The organism is Arcobacter sp. CECT 8985 (assembly GCF_004116495.1).
Taxonomy (GTDB): Bacteria; Campylobacterota; Campylobacteria; order Campylobacterales; family Arcobacteraceae; genus Malaciobacter.
On the sequence record NZ_PDKC01000002.1, the window covers coordinates 21634 to 38283 of the forward strand.

The 16650-nt window shown below is 29.2% G+C and carries 10 protein-coding genes; all 10 read left to right on the forward strand.

Annotated elements, in window-relative coordinates; translation table 11 throughout:
- Positions 1 to 35: 35 nt before the first annotated feature.
- The 10 genes from rpoB to CRU93_RS01460 all read left to right on the forward strand — a co-directional run bounded on the left by rpoB (position 36) and on the right by CRU93_RS01460 (position 16412).
- Positions 36 to 4181 carry a DNA-directed RNA polymerase subunit beta gene (gene rpoB / locus CRU93_RS01415; protein ID WP_129102399.1) on the forward strand — a complete coding sequence of 1382 codons (4146 nt, stop codon included), beginning with the start codon at positions 36 to 38 and terminating at the stop codon, positions 4179 to 4181.
- Positions 4174 to 8709 carry a DNA-directed RNA polymerase subunit beta' gene (gene rpoC / locus CRU93_RS01420; RefSeq protein ID WP_129102400.1) on the forward strand — a complete coding sequence of 1512 codons (4536 nt, stop codon included), beginning with the start codon at positions 4174 to 4176 and terminating at the stop codon, positions 8707 to 8709. The genes rpoB and rpoC overlap by 8 nt, the downstream gene beginning before the upstream one ends.
- A gap of 227 nt (positions 8710 to 8936) precedes the next feature.
- A complete protein-coding gene (locus CRU93_RS14280; protein ID WP_258238788.1) occupies positions 8937 to 9125 on the forward strand; it encodes a hypothetical protein in 189 nt (62 codons plus the stop codon).
- Between the two features lie 39 nt (positions 9126 to 9164).
- Positions 9165 to 9872: an EAL domain-containing protein gene (locus CRU93_RS01430; RefSeq protein ID WP_129102402.1), complete on the forward strand. Its 708-nt coding sequence runs from the start codon at positions 9165 to 9167 to the stop codon at positions 9870 to 9872.
- 73 nt (positions 9873 to 9945) lie between these two features.
- On the forward strand, positions 9946 to 10233 hold the full coding sequence (locus CRU93_RS01435) for a YciI family protein (RefSeq protein WP_129102403.1): 288 nt from the start codon (positions 9946 to 9948) through the stop codon (positions 10231 to 10233).
- Between the two features lie 865 nt (positions 10234 to 11098).
- The gene (locus tag CRU93_RS01440; RefSeq protein ID WP_129102404.1) at positions 11099 to 12397 is read left to right on the forward strand and encodes an ATP/GTP-binding protein; all 1299 of its coding nucleotides are present in this window, start codon (positions 11099 to 11101) and stop codon (positions 12395 to 12397) included.
- A complete protein-coding gene (locus CRU93_RS01445) occupies positions 12387 to 13085 on the forward strand; it encodes an RloB family protein (protein ID WP_129102405.1) in 699 nt (232 codons plus the stop codon). The genes CRU93_RS01440 and CRU93_RS01445 overlap by 11 nt, the downstream gene beginning before the upstream one ends.
- 432 nt (positions 13086 to 13517) lie before the next feature.
- Positions 13518 to 14723 (forward strand): nucleotidyltransferase, encoded by a 1206-nt coding sequence (locus CRU93_RS01450; protein WP_129102406.1) that lies wholly within the window; start codon positions 13518 to 13520, stop codon positions 14721 to 14723.
- Positions 14723 to 15358: a hypothetical protein gene (locus tag CRU93_RS01455; protein ID WP_129102407.1), complete on the forward strand. Its 636-nt coding sequence runs from the start codon at positions 14723 to 14725 to the stop codon at positions 15356 to 15358. Before CRU93_RS01450 ends, CRU93_RS01455 begins: the two co-directional genes overlap by 1 nt.
- On the forward strand, positions 15345 to 16412 hold the full coding sequence (locus tag CRU93_RS01460) for an SAVED domain-containing protein (protein WP_129102408.1): 1068 nt from the start codon (positions 15345 to 15347) through the stop codon (positions 16410 to 16412). The genes CRU93_RS01455 and CRU93_RS01460 overlap by 14 nt, the downstream gene beginning before the upstream one ends.
- Positions 16413 to 16650: the final 238 nt, after the last annotated feature.

Below are 16650 nucleotides of genomic sequence, written 5' to 3' on the forward strand. Positions count from 1 at the left end.
GCTAAAAAACTAAACCAAATTTATTAAGGTCGACAATGTTAAACTCTTTAAAATCTGGTAATAGACTTAGAGTTGATTTTGCAAAAAATCCACAACAAATAGAAATTCCAAATCTACTACAATTACAACAAAACTCTTATGAAAATTTCCTAATGATAGGGAAAGAAGAAAGAGTTGATGCAGGTATCGAGAAAGTTTTCAAATCAGTTTTCCCAATTCATGACTCACAAAATAGAGTAACTTTAGAATATATAGGTTCAGAAGTTGGAAAACCAAAATATGATGTTAGAGAGTCAATGGTAAGAGGTCTTACATACTCTATTCCTTTAAAAATCAATATTAGATTGACTTTATGGGAACTTGATGAAAAAACTGGTGAAAAAATCGGTGTTAAAGATATGAAAGAACAATCTTTATTCATCAGAGAAATTCCTTTAATGACTGACAGAACATCATTTATTGTTAATGGTGTTGAAAGAGTTGTTGTAAACCAATTACACAGATCTCCAGGTGTTATCTTCAAAGAAGAAGAGACTAATACTTCAGGTAATAAACTTATTTATACTGGTCAAATTATTCCAGATAGAGGTTCTTGGTTATATTTTGAATATGATGCTAAAGATGTATTATATGTAAGAATTAACAAAAGAAGAAAAGTTCCTGTTACAATTCTTTTTAGAGCATTAGGTTACTCTAAAGAAGATATTATTAAACTTTTTTATCCTGTTTTAAATATTAAAGTTAAAAATAATAAATTTTTAACAACATTTAATCCTGATGATTATGCAGGAAGATTAGAATTTGATTTAAAAGATGACAAAGGTAACTTAATCTTAGCAGCTGGAAAAAGACTTACTGCAAGAAAAGCAAAAGCTTTAGTTGAAGGTGGTCTTGATTTAGTTGAATATCCAATTGAATTATTAATGGATAGATATACAGCAAATACTATTTTTGATCCAGAATCTGGAGAAGTATTATTTGATGCACTTACAAATTTAGATGAATTAAAATTAAAAAAACTTTTAGATTTAGGTTTTGATTCTTTTGATATTGCAAATGACTTAGCAACAGGTGTTGATGATTCTATTATCAATGCATTTAAAGCTGATGCAGAGTCTTTAAAATTATTAAAACAAACAGAACAAATTGATGATGAAAATGATTTATCAGCAATTAGAATTTATAAAGTAATGAGACCAGGTGAACCTGTAACTAAAGAAGCTGCTAAAGAGTTTGTTAGAAAATTATTCTTTGATCCAGAAAGATATGATTTAACAAAAGTTGGTAGAATGAAAATGAACCATAAACTTGGTGTTACAGTTCCTGAATATGTTACAGTATTAACATATGAAGATATTATTAAAACTGTTCAATACTTAGTAAAAGTTAAATCTGGTCATGGTCATATTGATGATAGAGATCACTTAGGTAACAGAAGAATTAGAGCAATTGGTGAGCTTTTAGCAAATGAGTTACATTCTGGACTTATTAAAATGCAAAAAGCAATTAGAGATAAAATGACTACATTAAGTGGAACATTAGAAGATTTAATGCCACATGATTTAGTTAACTCTAAAATGATTACATCAACAATTACTGAGTTCTTTACGTCTGGGCAATTATCACAATTTATGGACCAAACTAATCCATTATCAGAAGTTACTCATAAAAGAAGACTTTCTGCACTTGGTGAAGGTGGTTTAGTAAAAGAAAGAGCTGGATTTGAAGTAAGAGACGTTCACCCAACACACTATGGTAGAATTTGTCCAGTTGAAACTCCAGAGGGTCAAAATATTGGTCTTATTAATACTTTATCTACATATGCTAAAGTAAATGATTTAGGATTTATTGAAGCTCCATATAAAAAAGTTAAAGATGGTGTAGTTACAAATGAAATTATTTATATGACTGCAACATTAGAAGAGGGACTTGTAATTGCACCAGGTTCAACTAAAGTTGATGAGAATGGTAAAATTATTGAGCCATTAATTGAAGCAAGACAAGATGGTGAAATTTTACTTATAGAAAAAAGTAAAGTAGATTACATTGATATCTCTTCTCAAATGGTAATGGGTGTTGCTGCATCACTTATTCCTTTCTTAGAGCATGATGATGCCAACAGAGCACTTATGGGATCAAATATGATGAGACAAGCTGTTCCATTGTTAAGACCAAATGCTCCAATTGTTGGTACTGGATTAGAAAAAACTGTAGCAAGAGATGCATGGGAAGCAATTAAAGCAAATAGAGCTGGTATTGTTGAAAAAGCTGATGCTAAGAATGTATATATTAGAGGTGAAGATAATAGTGGTGCATTTATTGATCACTATGAAATTAGTAAAAATGTAAGAACTAATAATAATACGTCTTTTGGACAAAGAGTTGCAGTTAAAGCTGGTGACAAAATTGAAAAAGGTCAAGTAATTGCAGATGGTCCTTCTATGGATAAAGGTGAGTTAGCTGTTGGTGTTAATGCAATGGTTGCATTTATGCCTTGGAATGGTTATAACTACGAAGATGCGATTGTTTTATCTAGAAGATTAATTAAAGAAGATGCATTTACTTCTGTTCATGTTTATGAAAAAGAAGTTGAATGTAGAGAGCTTAAACATGGTAATGAAGAGATAACAAGAGATTTACCTGGTGTAAAAGAAGAATCAATTTCTCACTTAGATGCATCTGGTATTGTTAAAGTTGGTACTCATGTTCAACCAGGAATGATTTTAGTAGGTAAAGTTACACCAAAAGGTGAAATTAAGCCAACTCCAGAAGAGAGATTATTAAGAGCAATTTTTGGTGAAAAAGCTGGGCACGTAATTAATAAATCATTATATTGTCCAACTTCAATGGAAGGTATTGTTGTTGATGTAAAAGTATTCACTAAAAAAGGATACGAAAAAGATGAAAGAGCAGTAGCAGAAATTGAATCTGAGAAAAATGAACTTGATGTAAAACATCACGATAAACTTTTAATGTTAGATAGAGAAGAGATCTTAAAAATCAATGATCTATTATCTAAATCAGCATTAGATAAAGATGTAGAAGTTGATGGTGTAACTTATAAAAAAGGTGATAATATACCTTTAGATGTTTTATCTAATGTAAATAGATTTGCAATGAAAAAAGTAGTTGCATCATATGATAAAGATGTTCAAACAGAATACAATGATATTAAAGAGCATTTTATTAAACAAAAATCTACATTAAGAGAAGAGCATGAAGAAAAACTTCAAGTTCTAGAGCATGATGATATTTTACCTAGTGGTGTAATTAAACAAGTTAAAGTTTATGTAGCAACTAAGAGAAAAATTAAAGTTGGGGATAAAATGGCTGGTAGACACGGTAACAAAGGTATCGTTTCTAATATAGTTCCTCAAGTAGATATGCCTTATTTAGAAGATGGTACAACAGTTGATGTTATACTTAACCCATTAGGGGTACCTTCAAGGATGAATATCGGGCAAATTCTAGAAGTACATTTAGGATTAGCTGGTAGAAAATTAGGACTTCAAATTCAAGAAATATTTGATGCTAAGAAAGATGAATTTATTACTGAACTTAGAACAAAAATGACTGAAATTGCAGAAGTTGCAAAATTAATGAATGGGAAAGAATTTATGGATTCTTTAACAGATGAGCAACTTATTGATTATGCACAAGACTGGTCAAAAGGTGTAAGATTTGCTACTCAAGTATTTGATGGTGCAAAAGAAGCAGAATTTGAAAGATTATTCGAATTAGCTAAAATTGATAGTGATGGAAAAACTGCACTTTATGATGGTAAAACTGGTGAAAAAATGAAAGAGAGAGTTAACGTAGGTTATATGTATATGCTTAAACTTCATCACTTAGTTGATGAAAAAGTTCACGCAAGATCTACTGGACCTTACTCACTAGTTACACAACAACCAGTTGGTGGTAAAGCACTATTTGGTGGACAAAGATTTGGGGAAATGGAAGTTTGGGCACTTGAAGCTTATGGTGCAACAAATGTATTAAAAGAGATGCTAACAACAAAATCAGATGATGTTGAAGGTAGAACAAGAGCTTATAGAGCAATAGCAAATGGTGAAAATGTTCCTAGTTCAGGAGTTCCTGAAACATTCTTCGTATTAACTAAAGAGCTAAAAGCTTTAGGTTTAGACGTTGATATTTTTGAAGAGGTAGAAGAGAATGAGTAAAACTGAAAAAGTATTAGAACCTATCGAAGTAAAAGAGTTAGAAAGACCACAAGATTTTTCTGCTTTTCAATTAAGACTTGCAAGTCCAGAGAAAATTCTTTCTTGGTCTTCAGGTGAAGTGAAAAAGCCAGAAACAATAAATTATAGAACTTTAAAACCAGAAAGAGATGGTCTTTTTTGTGCAAAAATATTTGGACCTATTAAAGATTATGAATGTCTTTGTGGTAAATATAAAAAAATGAGATATAAAGGTGTCGTTTGTGAAAAATGTGGTGTTGAAGTAACATCATCAAAAGTAAGAAGACACAGAATGGGTCATATTGATTTAGTATCTCCTGTTGCACATATCTGGATGGTATCTTCTCTTCCAACAAGAATAGGTACATTACTTGGAGTTAAATTAAAAGACTTAGAAAGAGTATTATATTATGAAGCATATATTGTAAGTGAGCCAGGTGATGCTTACTATGATAATGAAAAAACTAAAAAAGTTCTAAAATATGATATTTTAAATGAAGAACAATATAGAACTATTTCTGATTTATTTGACCACACTGGGTTTGAAGCTAATATGGGTGGACAAGTAGTTAGAGATTTATTAGAAACTTTAGACTTATTTGAATTATTAGATAGTTTAAAAAATGAAATGTCTGGAACAAAATCAGAAGCAAAAAGAAAAACTATAATTAAAAGATTAAAAGTTGTAGAAAACTTTATTAATTCTGGAAATAGACCAGAATGGATGATGTTAACTCAACTTCCAGTTCTTCCTCCAGATTTAAGACCATTGGTTTCACTTGATGGTGGTAAGTTTGCAGTTTCTGATGTTAATGATCTTTATAGAAGAGTTATTAATAGAAATAACAGACTTAAAAGATTAACAGAACTTGATGCTCCTGAAATCATTATTAGAAATGAAAAAAGAATGCTTCAAGAAGCAGTAGATGCTTTATTTGATAATGGTAAAACTGCAAATGCAGTTAAAGGTGCAAATAAAAGACCTTTAAAATCATTATCTGAAATTATTAAAGGTAAACAAGGAAGATTTAGACAAAACTTACTTGGTAAAAGGGTTGACTTCTCAGGTAGATCTGTAATTGTTGTTGGACCTTCTTTAAATATGGATCAATGTGGTATTCCTAAAAAAATGGCTTTAGAGTTATTTAAACCACACTTGATGGCTAAATTAGAAGAAAAAGGTTATGCAACAACTTTAAAATCTGCAAAAAGATTAATTGAAAGTCAAACTAATGAAGTATGGGAATGTTTATCTGAAATTGTAAAAGAGTATCCAATTTTATTAAATAGAGCACCAACTCTTCATAAATTATCAATTCAAGGTTTCCATCCTGTATTAATTGATGGAAAAGCTATTCAGTTACACCCATTAGTTTGTGCTGCATTTAACGCCGATTTTGATGGTGACCAAATGGCAGTTCACGTACCATTATCTCAAGAAGCAATTGCAGAAGCTAAGATTTTAATGATGTCATCTATGAATATCTTATTACCTGCTTCTGGTAGAGCAATTGCAGTTCCATCACAAGATATGATTTTAGGTATTTATTATCTATCATTAGAAAAAGATGGTGTAAAAGGTGAGCATAAATTAATTACTGATATAAATGAAGCAAAAATTGCCCTAGAAATGGGACAAGTTGATATTCATGCAAAAATTAGAACTAAATTAGATAATAAAGTTATCCATACAACAATTGGTAGACTTATTATAAAAGAGATTTTACCTGAATTTGTTCCTGAAAATTTATGGAATAAAATTTTAAAGAAAAAAGATATTGGTGGATTAGTTGATTATATTTATAAACATGGTGGATATAATGTTACACCTAGATTTTTAGATAACCTTAAAAACTTAGGTTTTAGATATGCAACAGATGCTGGTATTTCTGTATCAATTGATGATATTAGAGTTCCAAAATCAAAACCTGGACTTGTAGCAAAATCTAAAAAAGAAGTTATTGAAGTTCAAAAACAATTCTCTCAAGGTTTATTAACTGAGCAAGAAAGATATAATAAAATTATTGATATCTGGACTGAAATTAATAATACACTTGGTACAGAGATGATGGATATGATCCAAAACGATAAAAATGGATTTAATTCAATTTATATGATGGCCGATTCAGGAGCTAGGGGTTCTGCTGCTCAAATTAGACAACTTGCAGGTATGAGGGGTCTGATGGCTAAACCAGATGGTTCTATTATTGAAACACCAATTATTTCAAACTTTAGAGAAGGTCTAAATGTACTTGAGTACTTTATTTCTACTCACGGAGCTAGAAAAGGTCTTGCCGATACTGCACTTAAAACTGCAAATGCGGGTTACTTAACAAGAAAATTAATTGATGTATCTCAAAATGTGAGAATTACTACTGAAGATTGTGGTACACATGAAGGTATTAGAATTACTGATTTATCATCAGGTAATGAATTAATTGAGTCATTAGAAGAAAGAATTACAGGTAGAGTAATTGCTGAAGATATTATTGACCCAATTTCAAATGAGATTTTATTTACTGAAGGAACTTTAATTACTGAAGAAGATGCAAAAGTTGTTGCTGAAGCTGAAGTAAAATCTGTTGTAATTAGAACACCATTAACTTGTAAAGTTGAGCATGGTTTATGTTCAAAATGTTATGGTCTAAACCTTGGTGAACAAAGAAAAGCAACTCCTGGTGAAGCAGTTGGTGTTGTTGCTGCTCAATCAATTGGTGAGCCTGGAACTCAGCTTACACTTAGAACTTTCCACGTTGGTGGTACTGCAAGTGCAACTCAAACAGAAAGAGAACTAAGAGTAGATAAAGAAGGTTTCATTAGATATTACAATATCAAAACATATATTGATAGAGAAGGTAATGCAATTGTAGCTAATAGAAGAAATGCAGGTATTTTATTAGTTGAACCAAAAATTAATGCACCATTTAAAGGTAAAGTTACTGTTGATACTATTCACGAAGAGACAGTTTTAACTATATCAAATGGAAAAGAAGAGAAAAAATATTACTTAAGAAAAACTGATGTTGCAAAAGCAAATGAACTTGCAGGTGTATCTGGTAAAATTGATGGTAAATTATATCTTCCTTATTCTGATGGTGATGAAGTTGAAGAAAATGAATCAATTGTTGAAATGATTAAAGATGGATGGAATGTTCCTAACAGAATCCCATTTGCATCAGTATTAAAAGTTCAAGATGGTGCACCTATTACATCTCACCTTACAGCAAAAGCTAAAGGTAATGTAAGATATTACAAATTAAAAGGTGATTATTTAGAAAGAAGAGAAGATATAAAAGCTGGTGAAGTTGTAAAAGACAAAGGTTTATTCTCAGTTATTGTTGATAATGAAGGAAGAGAAGCTCTAAGACATTATGTATCAAGAGGTTCTGTAATTCAATATGATAATAATACTCCTGTTGATAAAGATACAGTTATTGCTCTTCCTGCGACTGATGAACAAGTTGTTATTGCAGAATGGGATCCATATGCAAATCCATCTATTGCTGAAGAACCTGGTATTATCTCATTTGAAGATATTATTCCTGGTGTTACTGTTTCCGAGCAATATGATGAATTAACAGGTACATCAAAATTAGTTGTTAATGAATATATTCCTGCAGGTTATAAACCTACAATTATTCTTACAACAGATAAAAAAGAGTTACTAAGATATGCACTTGAACCAAAAACTTCATTAAATGTTAGTGAAGGTCAAAAAGTTGAAGTTGCAGATGTATTAGGTAAAACACCAAAAGCAACTCAGAAATCAAAAGATATTACTGGAGGTCTTCCAAGAGTATCTGAATTATTTGAAGCTAGAAGACCTAAAAATATCGCAGTACTTGCATCATTTGATGGTATGGTTTCATTTGGTAAACCACTTAGAAATAAACAAAGAATCATCATAACTGGTGAAAATGGTTCTAAATCTGAATATTTAGTTGAAAAATCTAAACAGATTTTAGTTCACGAAGGTGAGTTTGTTCATGCTGGTGAGGCATTAACAGAAGGACAATTAGCATCTCATGATATTCTAAGAATTTTAGGTGAAAAAGCACTTCATGGATTTATAGTTTCTGAAGTACAACAAGTATATAGATCTCAAGGGGTTAATATTGCTGATAAACATATTGAAGTTATTTTATCGCAAATGTTAAGACAAGTATCTATTCTTGATGGTGGAGATACTAAATTCATCATAGGTGATATGGTATCTAAGAAAAGATTTAAACAAGAGAATGATAAAATCATTAAACTTGGTGGAGAGCCAGCAATTGCAGAACCATTATTACTTGGTATTACAAGAGCAGCTGTTACATCTGATTCTATTATCTCAGCAGCATCATTCCAAGAGACTACAAAAGTTCTTACAGAAGCAGCAATCTCTGCTAAAATGGATATGCTAGAAGACTTAAAAGAAAATGTTGTAATTGGTAGAACAATTCCAGTTGGAACAGGACTTTATAAAGATAAGAAAGTTAAATTTTCTTATGGAGAAAGTAATAAGTAAGGATTTAGTCCTTACTTAAACTTATCATGGATATACTATCGCTTTTTTTTATTTTTATTGCTGTTGAATTATTTGAAACCAATTGGCAAAAATCAGATACAATCTATGGATTACTCAATAACAATTTAAATATTTTTAATAAAAGCATCTTTTTTTACTTCTTATTAAATGCAAGTTTTATTTACTCTATTTTTTTAACTATTTATTTAAACAATTACAATTTACTTATGTTAAGTATAGTTGCTATAAAATTTTTTGATATTTCATTTAAAATATCAATACTACAAAAAATAAACAATGGATTGTCTTTTGAAGAGATAATGCCAAATGTACAAATCTCATATTTACTTAGATATTTTAATGTATTTGCATATCCTATAACATTCTTATTTGCTAATAACTTTTTTCAATACTGATAATTATTATCTTAAGTCTTTTTATGTTATATTTCCAATATGAATATGAAAGAATTTAAAAATATAATAATAGAAGCTGATTATTATACAAAATATGAAGCAATAATAGATATTAATACAACTGATGTTTATGCTTATGAAGCATTGTCCAAATTTGAAATTGACAACAAAATTATTACAACAGAAGAGATATTTCGTTACTTACACCATAATAATGAACTTTTTTATAAATTAGAGAAAAGAAATAAACAATTACAAATTCAAAATTTCAATATGAATACAAAACTATTTCTTAATTTTGATGCAGATATCTGTGTTAGTGAAGAACAAGAAAAATATTGGGAAAATTTTTTAATTAAAAATAAAAATAGTATTGTTGTTGAAATAACTGAAAATGGAAGTGATGATGAAACTAGTGCAAAAATCATGAGGAATTTCTCTACATGGTTAAGTGATAAATCAATCGATACTGCACTTGATGATTTTGGTCAAGATGGTTCTATGTTCTCTTTTTTTATGATGAATGGCAGTAAGTACATTAAAATAGATAAATCATTTTTACAACAAATAAAATCAAATAGAAATTTTATATATTATTTAAAAGGTGTTCTTCATACAATAAAACTCAATGGACAAAAAAGTATAATTGAAGGTGTAGAAACAAAACAGGATTTAGAAATTGCAAAGAGTTTAGGTTGTGATTATGTGCAAGGATACTATTTTGATGAGTATAAAATAATAAAATAGTATAATTTTAAATTATATCAATATTATCTTATTATGATATAATTTAATAATATAAATATAATAAAGGACTAAAATGCAATATTTAGTAATTGCTTATGATAATGATAATGCTTTAGAAAAAAGACTTGAAGTAAGAGATGCACATATGCAAGGCGCAAAGAAATTAATGGCTGAAGGTAAAATAATTAATGCAGGTGCATTGATAGAAGAAGATAAAATGGTAGGATCTACACTATATGTAGATTTTGAGACAGATGATGAATTGAATGAATGGTTAGAAAATGAGCCATATGTAAAAAATGATGTATGGAATATGGATGAATTCCAAATCGTTCCTGTGAAACTACTTCCTAAAGATTAACAAAACTTCTCAAAACTAGCCTATAAATCGAACTTTTATGGGTTTTAGTTTTGCAAAACCTTCCTAAAATTTTCCAAATTTTTTAGAATAATTACAGTATTTTTACGGTACCAAGAAACTTTTAGAAAGTCAGTACCGTAATAAAATGGCAAGAACTGTTAAACCCCTGAATGATACGCAACTTAAAAATGCTAAAGTTACAGAAGTGATATAAGTACTATATTTATCTTTAAACTACTTCCTTATGTATTTGTTAGAAGTGAAAATATAATATTAATGAGATGGAATGAATTAAATTTAGAAGAGGGTTATTGGGCTATACCAAAAGAAAAGATGAAAATGAATATAGAATTTGTTTGTCCATTGCCCATCAAGCTATTAAGCTTATGAAAGAAATAGAGCCATATTTAAGAAATAGGAGTGAATTTGTATTCCCTTCTCCACAAAAGAGTGATAAGGTGTATCAGGTGTAACCCTAAGTGATACATTAGTAAGACTTGGATATCAAAATAGACATACAGAACATGGTTTTCATTCTGATATTATAGAAGCATGTTTAGCTCATAAAGAGAGAAATAGAGTAAAAGCTTCATATAATGGAGAATCAAAGTTTAAATATTTTGAAGAGAAGAGGGAGCTTATTCAATGGCATGCTAATTGGTTGGATAATATTCTTGATCAATATTAATTTATGATCCTTTTTTACTTAATATTATATAGAATAACTTCAAAGTTTAATTAGAATCCTTTTTTTGCAATATGATGTCAAAAAAGCTTCTTTAAATACTAATAAAGGTTAATAAACTTGACTTTTTTGCAAAAATATGTCAAAATATGACAATTGATTAATAAAAAGGTTAAATCTATGCTAATTGAGTTTAAAGTTAAAAATTATCGTTCTATAAAAGAAGAACAAACATTGTCAATGGTAAAGTCAAGTGCTAAAGAGTTAGAAGATACTAATACATTTCCTACGCCAGAAAAGAAGAAACAAATAAAACTGCTTAATAGTGCAACTATTTATGGCCCTAATGCATCTGGGAAAAGTAATTTATTAAAAGCTATGAAAGCTATGCAAAGATTAGTTTTAGATTCTGGCTCAAAGATAAAAAGAGGAACAAAATTACCAATTATACCTTTTTTATTAGATGAAGAGACAAAAAATGAACCAACAGAATTTGAAGTAGTATTTATCTCTAAAAATGTTAGATATCAATATGGATTTATGTTAAATAGTGAAATGATATTAGAAGAGTGGCTTTATGCCTTTCCCGAAGGAGTTTCTCAAACTTGGTTTGAAAGAGAATATAAAGAGAATGAAAAAGATACAAATTGGTATTTTGGTTCAAAGTTTTCAGGAAATAAAAAAATATGGAGTGAATCTACTCGTAAAAATGCATTATTCTTATCAACTGCAATACAATTAAATAGTGAACAGTTAAAACCAGTTTACGATTGGTTTAATGATATTTTATATGTTCTAGCGACTACTGTAAGTCTTGATCCAGGATTTACATATGAATTGTATGATAAAGATAAGTATAAAAAACTTATCAATGAGTTTCTTAATATAGCAGATTTAGATATCGAGGGATTAAATATTACAGAAGAAGATTTTGATTCATCAATATTACCATCAGATATGCCTGAAGACATTAGAGATAAAATATGTGAAGATATGAAAGATAAAAAAATGCTTGATGTAGCTTCTGTACATAAAAGTATACAGGGAAAAGATATTTATTTTGATTTTGAAGATGAATCAGATGGTACAAAAAAGTTTTTAGCTTTTATTGGTCCTTGGATTGATTCTTTAGAAAGTGGAAATGTTTTAGTAATTGATGAACTTAATGATAACTTTCACCCTTTAATGGTTAAATTTTTAATAGAATTATTCCATAACAAAGAAATAAATACAAGCAATGCACAGTTAATCTTTACGTCTCATGATACTTCTGTTATGACACAAGATATTTTTAGACGTGATCAAATTTGGTTCTGCGAAAAGAATAATAAAGCAAGTGAATATTTTTCATTAATTGAGTTTAAACCAAGAAAAGGTGTTACTGATATTGAAAAAAGTTATTTTAGTGGTCGATATGGAGCATTACCATACTTTAAGAGTATCGTAAATTCTATGAAGGCTAAGACTGATGGGGAGTAGAAAAAGAAATGTAGGGACAAGAAATAAGCAAATTCGTTACACGGGGGATACTGTGTTGATAGTTTGTGAAGGGAAAGAAACAGAGCCAAATTATTTAGAAGAGTTGAAGCACCATTTTTCTTTAAACCAAGCTGCAGTTGTTGTTGACCCTACATCTGGTTCAGCACCAAATTCTCTAGTAAAGCATGCAAAAGATGAAATAAAAAAAGCTTGTAAACTTGGAAACCCTTATGCAAAAGTTTATTGTGTTATTGATAAAGATCAGCATCCAACTTATGCAGCGGCTTTAGAAGATATAAAAAATTTTAACGAAAGTACACGGAAAGAATGTGATACTGTATTATGCGCAATTACTTCTGTGCCATGTTTTGAATATTGGATTTTAATGCATTATGTACAAACTACAAAAAGTTTTGGTACTGGAGGAAGTAGTCCTTGCGGACAGCTTATAAGTACAGAATTAAAAAGACATATCCCGGGATATGAAAAAGCAAATAGAGCGTTAACAAAAATACTAATAGCACAAAAGCTTACAACTGCTAGAGTAAATAGTGCAGTAACATATAATGCAGCAAAAAGTGCAGGTACAGATGACCCTTCTTCTAAAATGCATTTATTGGTAGATGAGTTAGAATATTTAAAACAAAATAAGCATTTTGGAGAAGATAGAAAAAGGTGCCCTCTATGAGATATTTGATATTTAATACAATTTAGTTTTGTATTTATGAGATGATTGAGAAAAAGTAGCTATAGAATATATTACATTTTGCAATATATTCTATGGTTATTAAAAAAAATACTAGAATTAACCATGTTAAATAATGGAGAGTTCTCTAAATATAATTTGATATAAGGAGTATTATGAAATAAGAGCGAGTTGTTGATTTAAGTACTTAAGATTATTGTTTTAAGCATATAACCTGATTGCCGTCAGGTTAGTTTCTATGCTTTTCTATAAATTAAGTGTTACTAAAATTGGTTGTATTAGTACAATTAATCTATACGAAGTTTCAAAATGATTATAGTTTAATGTACATAAAATTAAAATAAATGAGATCTTTAATCTATTATTTTATTCAATATATCCTTTTTAGTAACACCTATGAAAAGGAAAAAATACATGAGTAAAACTCAAACAAATGCTTTACCTATGAAAATAGTTGAAGAACTTACTAAAGGGTTGGATATTTCTGATTCTATGTTTAAAGAAGCAGAGAAAAAGTATTATGCAGTTGCAAAATACTTAGGAGAATCTACAAATCCACTATTACAAGGTGTAGATATATATCTGCAAGGTTCTATGAAATTAAGAACAGTTGTAAAACCTCATAAAAAGGATGAGTTTGATATAGACCTAGTAATACTTTTACCTAATGTAAACTCAAGTCATAATTCTGACATGATTCATAAATTAATTGGTGATAGATTAAAAGAAGATAAATCTCCATACAAAGATATTTGTGAATCTAAAAATAGATGTTGGACAATCAATTATAAAACTAGATTTCATCTAGATATCACTCCTGCAATTAATAATGCTTTTGTAGAAGCAGAAGTATTTCACTATACAGATACTGCAGAATTAGTTCCTGATAAAAAGTTAAAAGAATGGAAAGATAGTAATCCAAAGGGATTAGCTAAATGGTTTTCTGATATTGCTAAGTTAATGCCTATCTTTGTTTTAAAAAGGTTTGTAGCATTTGATTCTGCTCTTTCAGTAAAAGCTATTAATGAGCGTTATACAGTTGAAGATATCCCAGATAATAATGAGTTTAAGGGATTATTGAGAAGAACAATACAACTTTTGAAAAAACATAGAGACTATTATTTTATAGAAAGAAAAGAATCTCCAGAAGAGTATAAACCAATCTCTATATTAATTACAACATTAGCTACAAAGTCTTATGAAAAAATTGTACTTGATAGAGTAGAGTATAGCTGTCCATTTGAAATGATGAAAGATATTGTCGGTCAGATGCATCTGTTTATAAATAAAGAAAATGGATTTAAGGTTGCTAATCCAACAAATGAAAATGAGAATTTTGCAGAAAAGTGGAATGATGATATTGAATATGCTAAAGCATTTGAACAATGGCAAAAAACAGTATTTGAAGAACTTGATGAACTTCAGAAACAAAGTGGTATTGATACGATTGGAAGAGTTCTTGAAAAATCTTATGGGAAAGATTCTTCAAATAGAGTTATTGAATCTTTCAATAAAGAAGTAAAGGATGGTAGAGATATTGGAAAGATTGCTACTGGTATTCTTACTGCAACTGAAGCTACTGCTACAGTAAAAGAAAATAAGTTCTTTGGAGTGCATTAATGGGAGTTGGTAAATTTGGTCATAAAGGTACCCTCTTAGCTAAGCAAAGGTTTACTTTTTTATTAAACTATTTGGATAGAACTGGAATAAAATACTTTAGCAAAGGAGAGGTACAAAAGAAAGTAGGGATAACTAGAAAATTATCAATTATTAATTGGGTAGAGTTTGACTTGCAACCCACACCATTAAGTAGAGTTTATAAAATCTTACTTGTCTATATTGAAGGTTACAGCCCTTATGCTTATGTATTAACCCCTTCATTAAACAAGTTAAAAAAAGATAATACGCTAATCCCTCATCTATACGATCACGAGAGGTATCAATTGTGTTTACACTATCCCCATTCAAATGAGTACAGTCAATATGAAGAGATTGGACAGCAATATGTGCCTTGGATTATTCACTGGTTGTACTATTTTGAAGAATGGCTTTATACTGGAGAATGGAAAGGTGGAGGTGTAGAACCTGGAGATGAAATAGATAGAGAATTGAATCCTAAATATAAAAGGGAAGCTACTGTTAGTTCAAAACAGAAAGATACAAAGAAAGTTGTAAGTGCAGTAGATGAAGCAGATAAAATATATGATAGACGATTAAAGAAGTTGTTAAAGGATCTTGAAAATGAAGTTGCTTAACAAAATTGTAGATTATGCATTTCAATACTTAATGACTAGAAAACTGAGTGTATATAAAGTTGGATTATCTTTAGTTGCCTTTGGAGCTTTGTTTTTTGCAACAGGCACGTTTGACTTTAATACAGAAGATTTTTCTGTTAAATGGGATAATGCAAGTTCAATAGTTGAATATCTGGTTGGTTCTTTTTTAATTATTTCAGGTGTAGTTTTAATATTTAAGAAAAATATAGAAGACTCAAGGATTGCTTCTAAGAAAGAAAATTTCTTATATTATATTAGTGATTCGGAGCTTGATTCAGAAGAAAGTTTTAACAAAAGCTTTCTTCCTGAAGAGGGAAGAACTAATTTGTCAAAAGTTGAAAGAAAAATTAATACATATAAAAAAGATGATGTAATTAATAGTTATCTTAATGATAAAAAGTTTGAAATAAAGCCGAGAAGTAAAAATAAGAATGTAGAGAATACTTATATTGCTGGTCTTGGTGGATTTCCTCATTTATATCTAATTGGAAGTAACTTTGGTAATGCTTATTCATCAAAGGTTTCAGTTTTTGATTTTAATAGAGATAATCATACTTGGTATATTCCAAATCAAGGTGGAACTAAAACAAAGTATAAAGTTAATTTTGAAGATATTACTGTTCAAGAAAAAGTTAATGAATTGAAATACAATGGCAAAGCTGAAGTAGGAATTGCCATATCTAACTCTTTTACAATTGAAAAGGATAGTATCCCTGAAGAATTAGTTGATGATACTTTATTTCTAGTCTTGGAAGATTCATTAGGTATAAATAATGTTGAAGGGCAAATTACTCAAGAATCTCTTTTAGAACAATTGACAAATATAATGGGTGAGCTAAGTAATAAGAAAAGTAAGATTCATTTATTTGTATCAGCAAGAGCATCATTTTGTATAAATTTAGGAACTTATTATATGCCTAAGACTTATCCTACTATTGTATTGCATAATTATAATAAAAATATAAGAGAAAGAGATTGGTGTCTAGAGTTAGTAAATGGAAGAATTAAGGGAGAGATTAAAAGTGAAAGATAGGTTAATTAAAAGTTTTAGAATTATTAGCAAAAAAGATATTATAGGTTATACTCTTTTTATTATGGGAATGTTTTTCATTCTAATAGTACTTATAGGAGGTTATACTGTTAGGTTTAGTCCATTATCTTATGTCATTATTTTTGTAATCACAATGATATTTATTATTTTGCTAAATTTTTTGAAAATGCAGAATTGGATGAAATTAAATTATTTTAATCTTTTGCTTTATTTTAAATTT

Bases quoted from the DNA above. Each gene is read 5' to 3' on its own strand.
- CRU93_RS01435 (WP_129102403.1), top strand. From the start codon at position 9,946: ATGCAATATTTAGTAATTGCTTATGATAATGATAATGCTTTAGAAAAA.
- CRU93_RS01455 (WP_129102407.1), top strand. From the start codon at position 14,723: ATGGGAGTTGGTAAATTTGGTCATAAAGGTACCCTCTTAGCTAAGCAA.
- rpoB (WP_129102399.1), top strand. From the start codon at position 36: ATGTTAAACTCTTTAAAATCTGGTAATAGACTTAGAGTTGATTTTGCA.
- CRU93_RS01440 (WP_129102404.1), top strand. From the start codon at position 11,099: ATGCTAATTGAGTTTAAAGTTAAAAATTATCGTTCTATAAAAGAAGAA.
- CRU93_RS01450 (WP_129102406.1), top strand. From the start codon at position 13,518: ATGAGTAAAACTCAAACAAATGCTTTACCTATGAAAATAGTTGAAGAA.
- rpoC (WP_129102400.1), top strand. From the start codon at position 4,174: ATGAGTAAAACTGAAAAAGTATTAGAACCTATCGAAGTAAAAGAGTTA.
- CRU93_RS14280 (WP_258238788.1), top strand. From the start codon at position 8,937: ATGTTAAGTATAGTTGCTATAAAATTTTTTGATATTTCATTTAAAATA.
- CRU93_RS01445 (WP_129102405.1), top strand. From the start codon at position 12,387: ATGGGGAGTAGAAAAAGAAATGTAGGGACAAGAAATAAGCAAATTCGT.
- CRU93_RS01430 (WP_129102402.1), top strand. From the start codon at position 9,165: ATGAATATGAAAGAATTTAAAAATATAATAATAGAAGCTGATTATTAT.
- CRU93_RS01460 (WP_129102408.1), top strand. From the start codon at position 15,345: ATGAAGTTGCTTAACAAAATTGTAGATTATGCATTTCAATACTTAATG.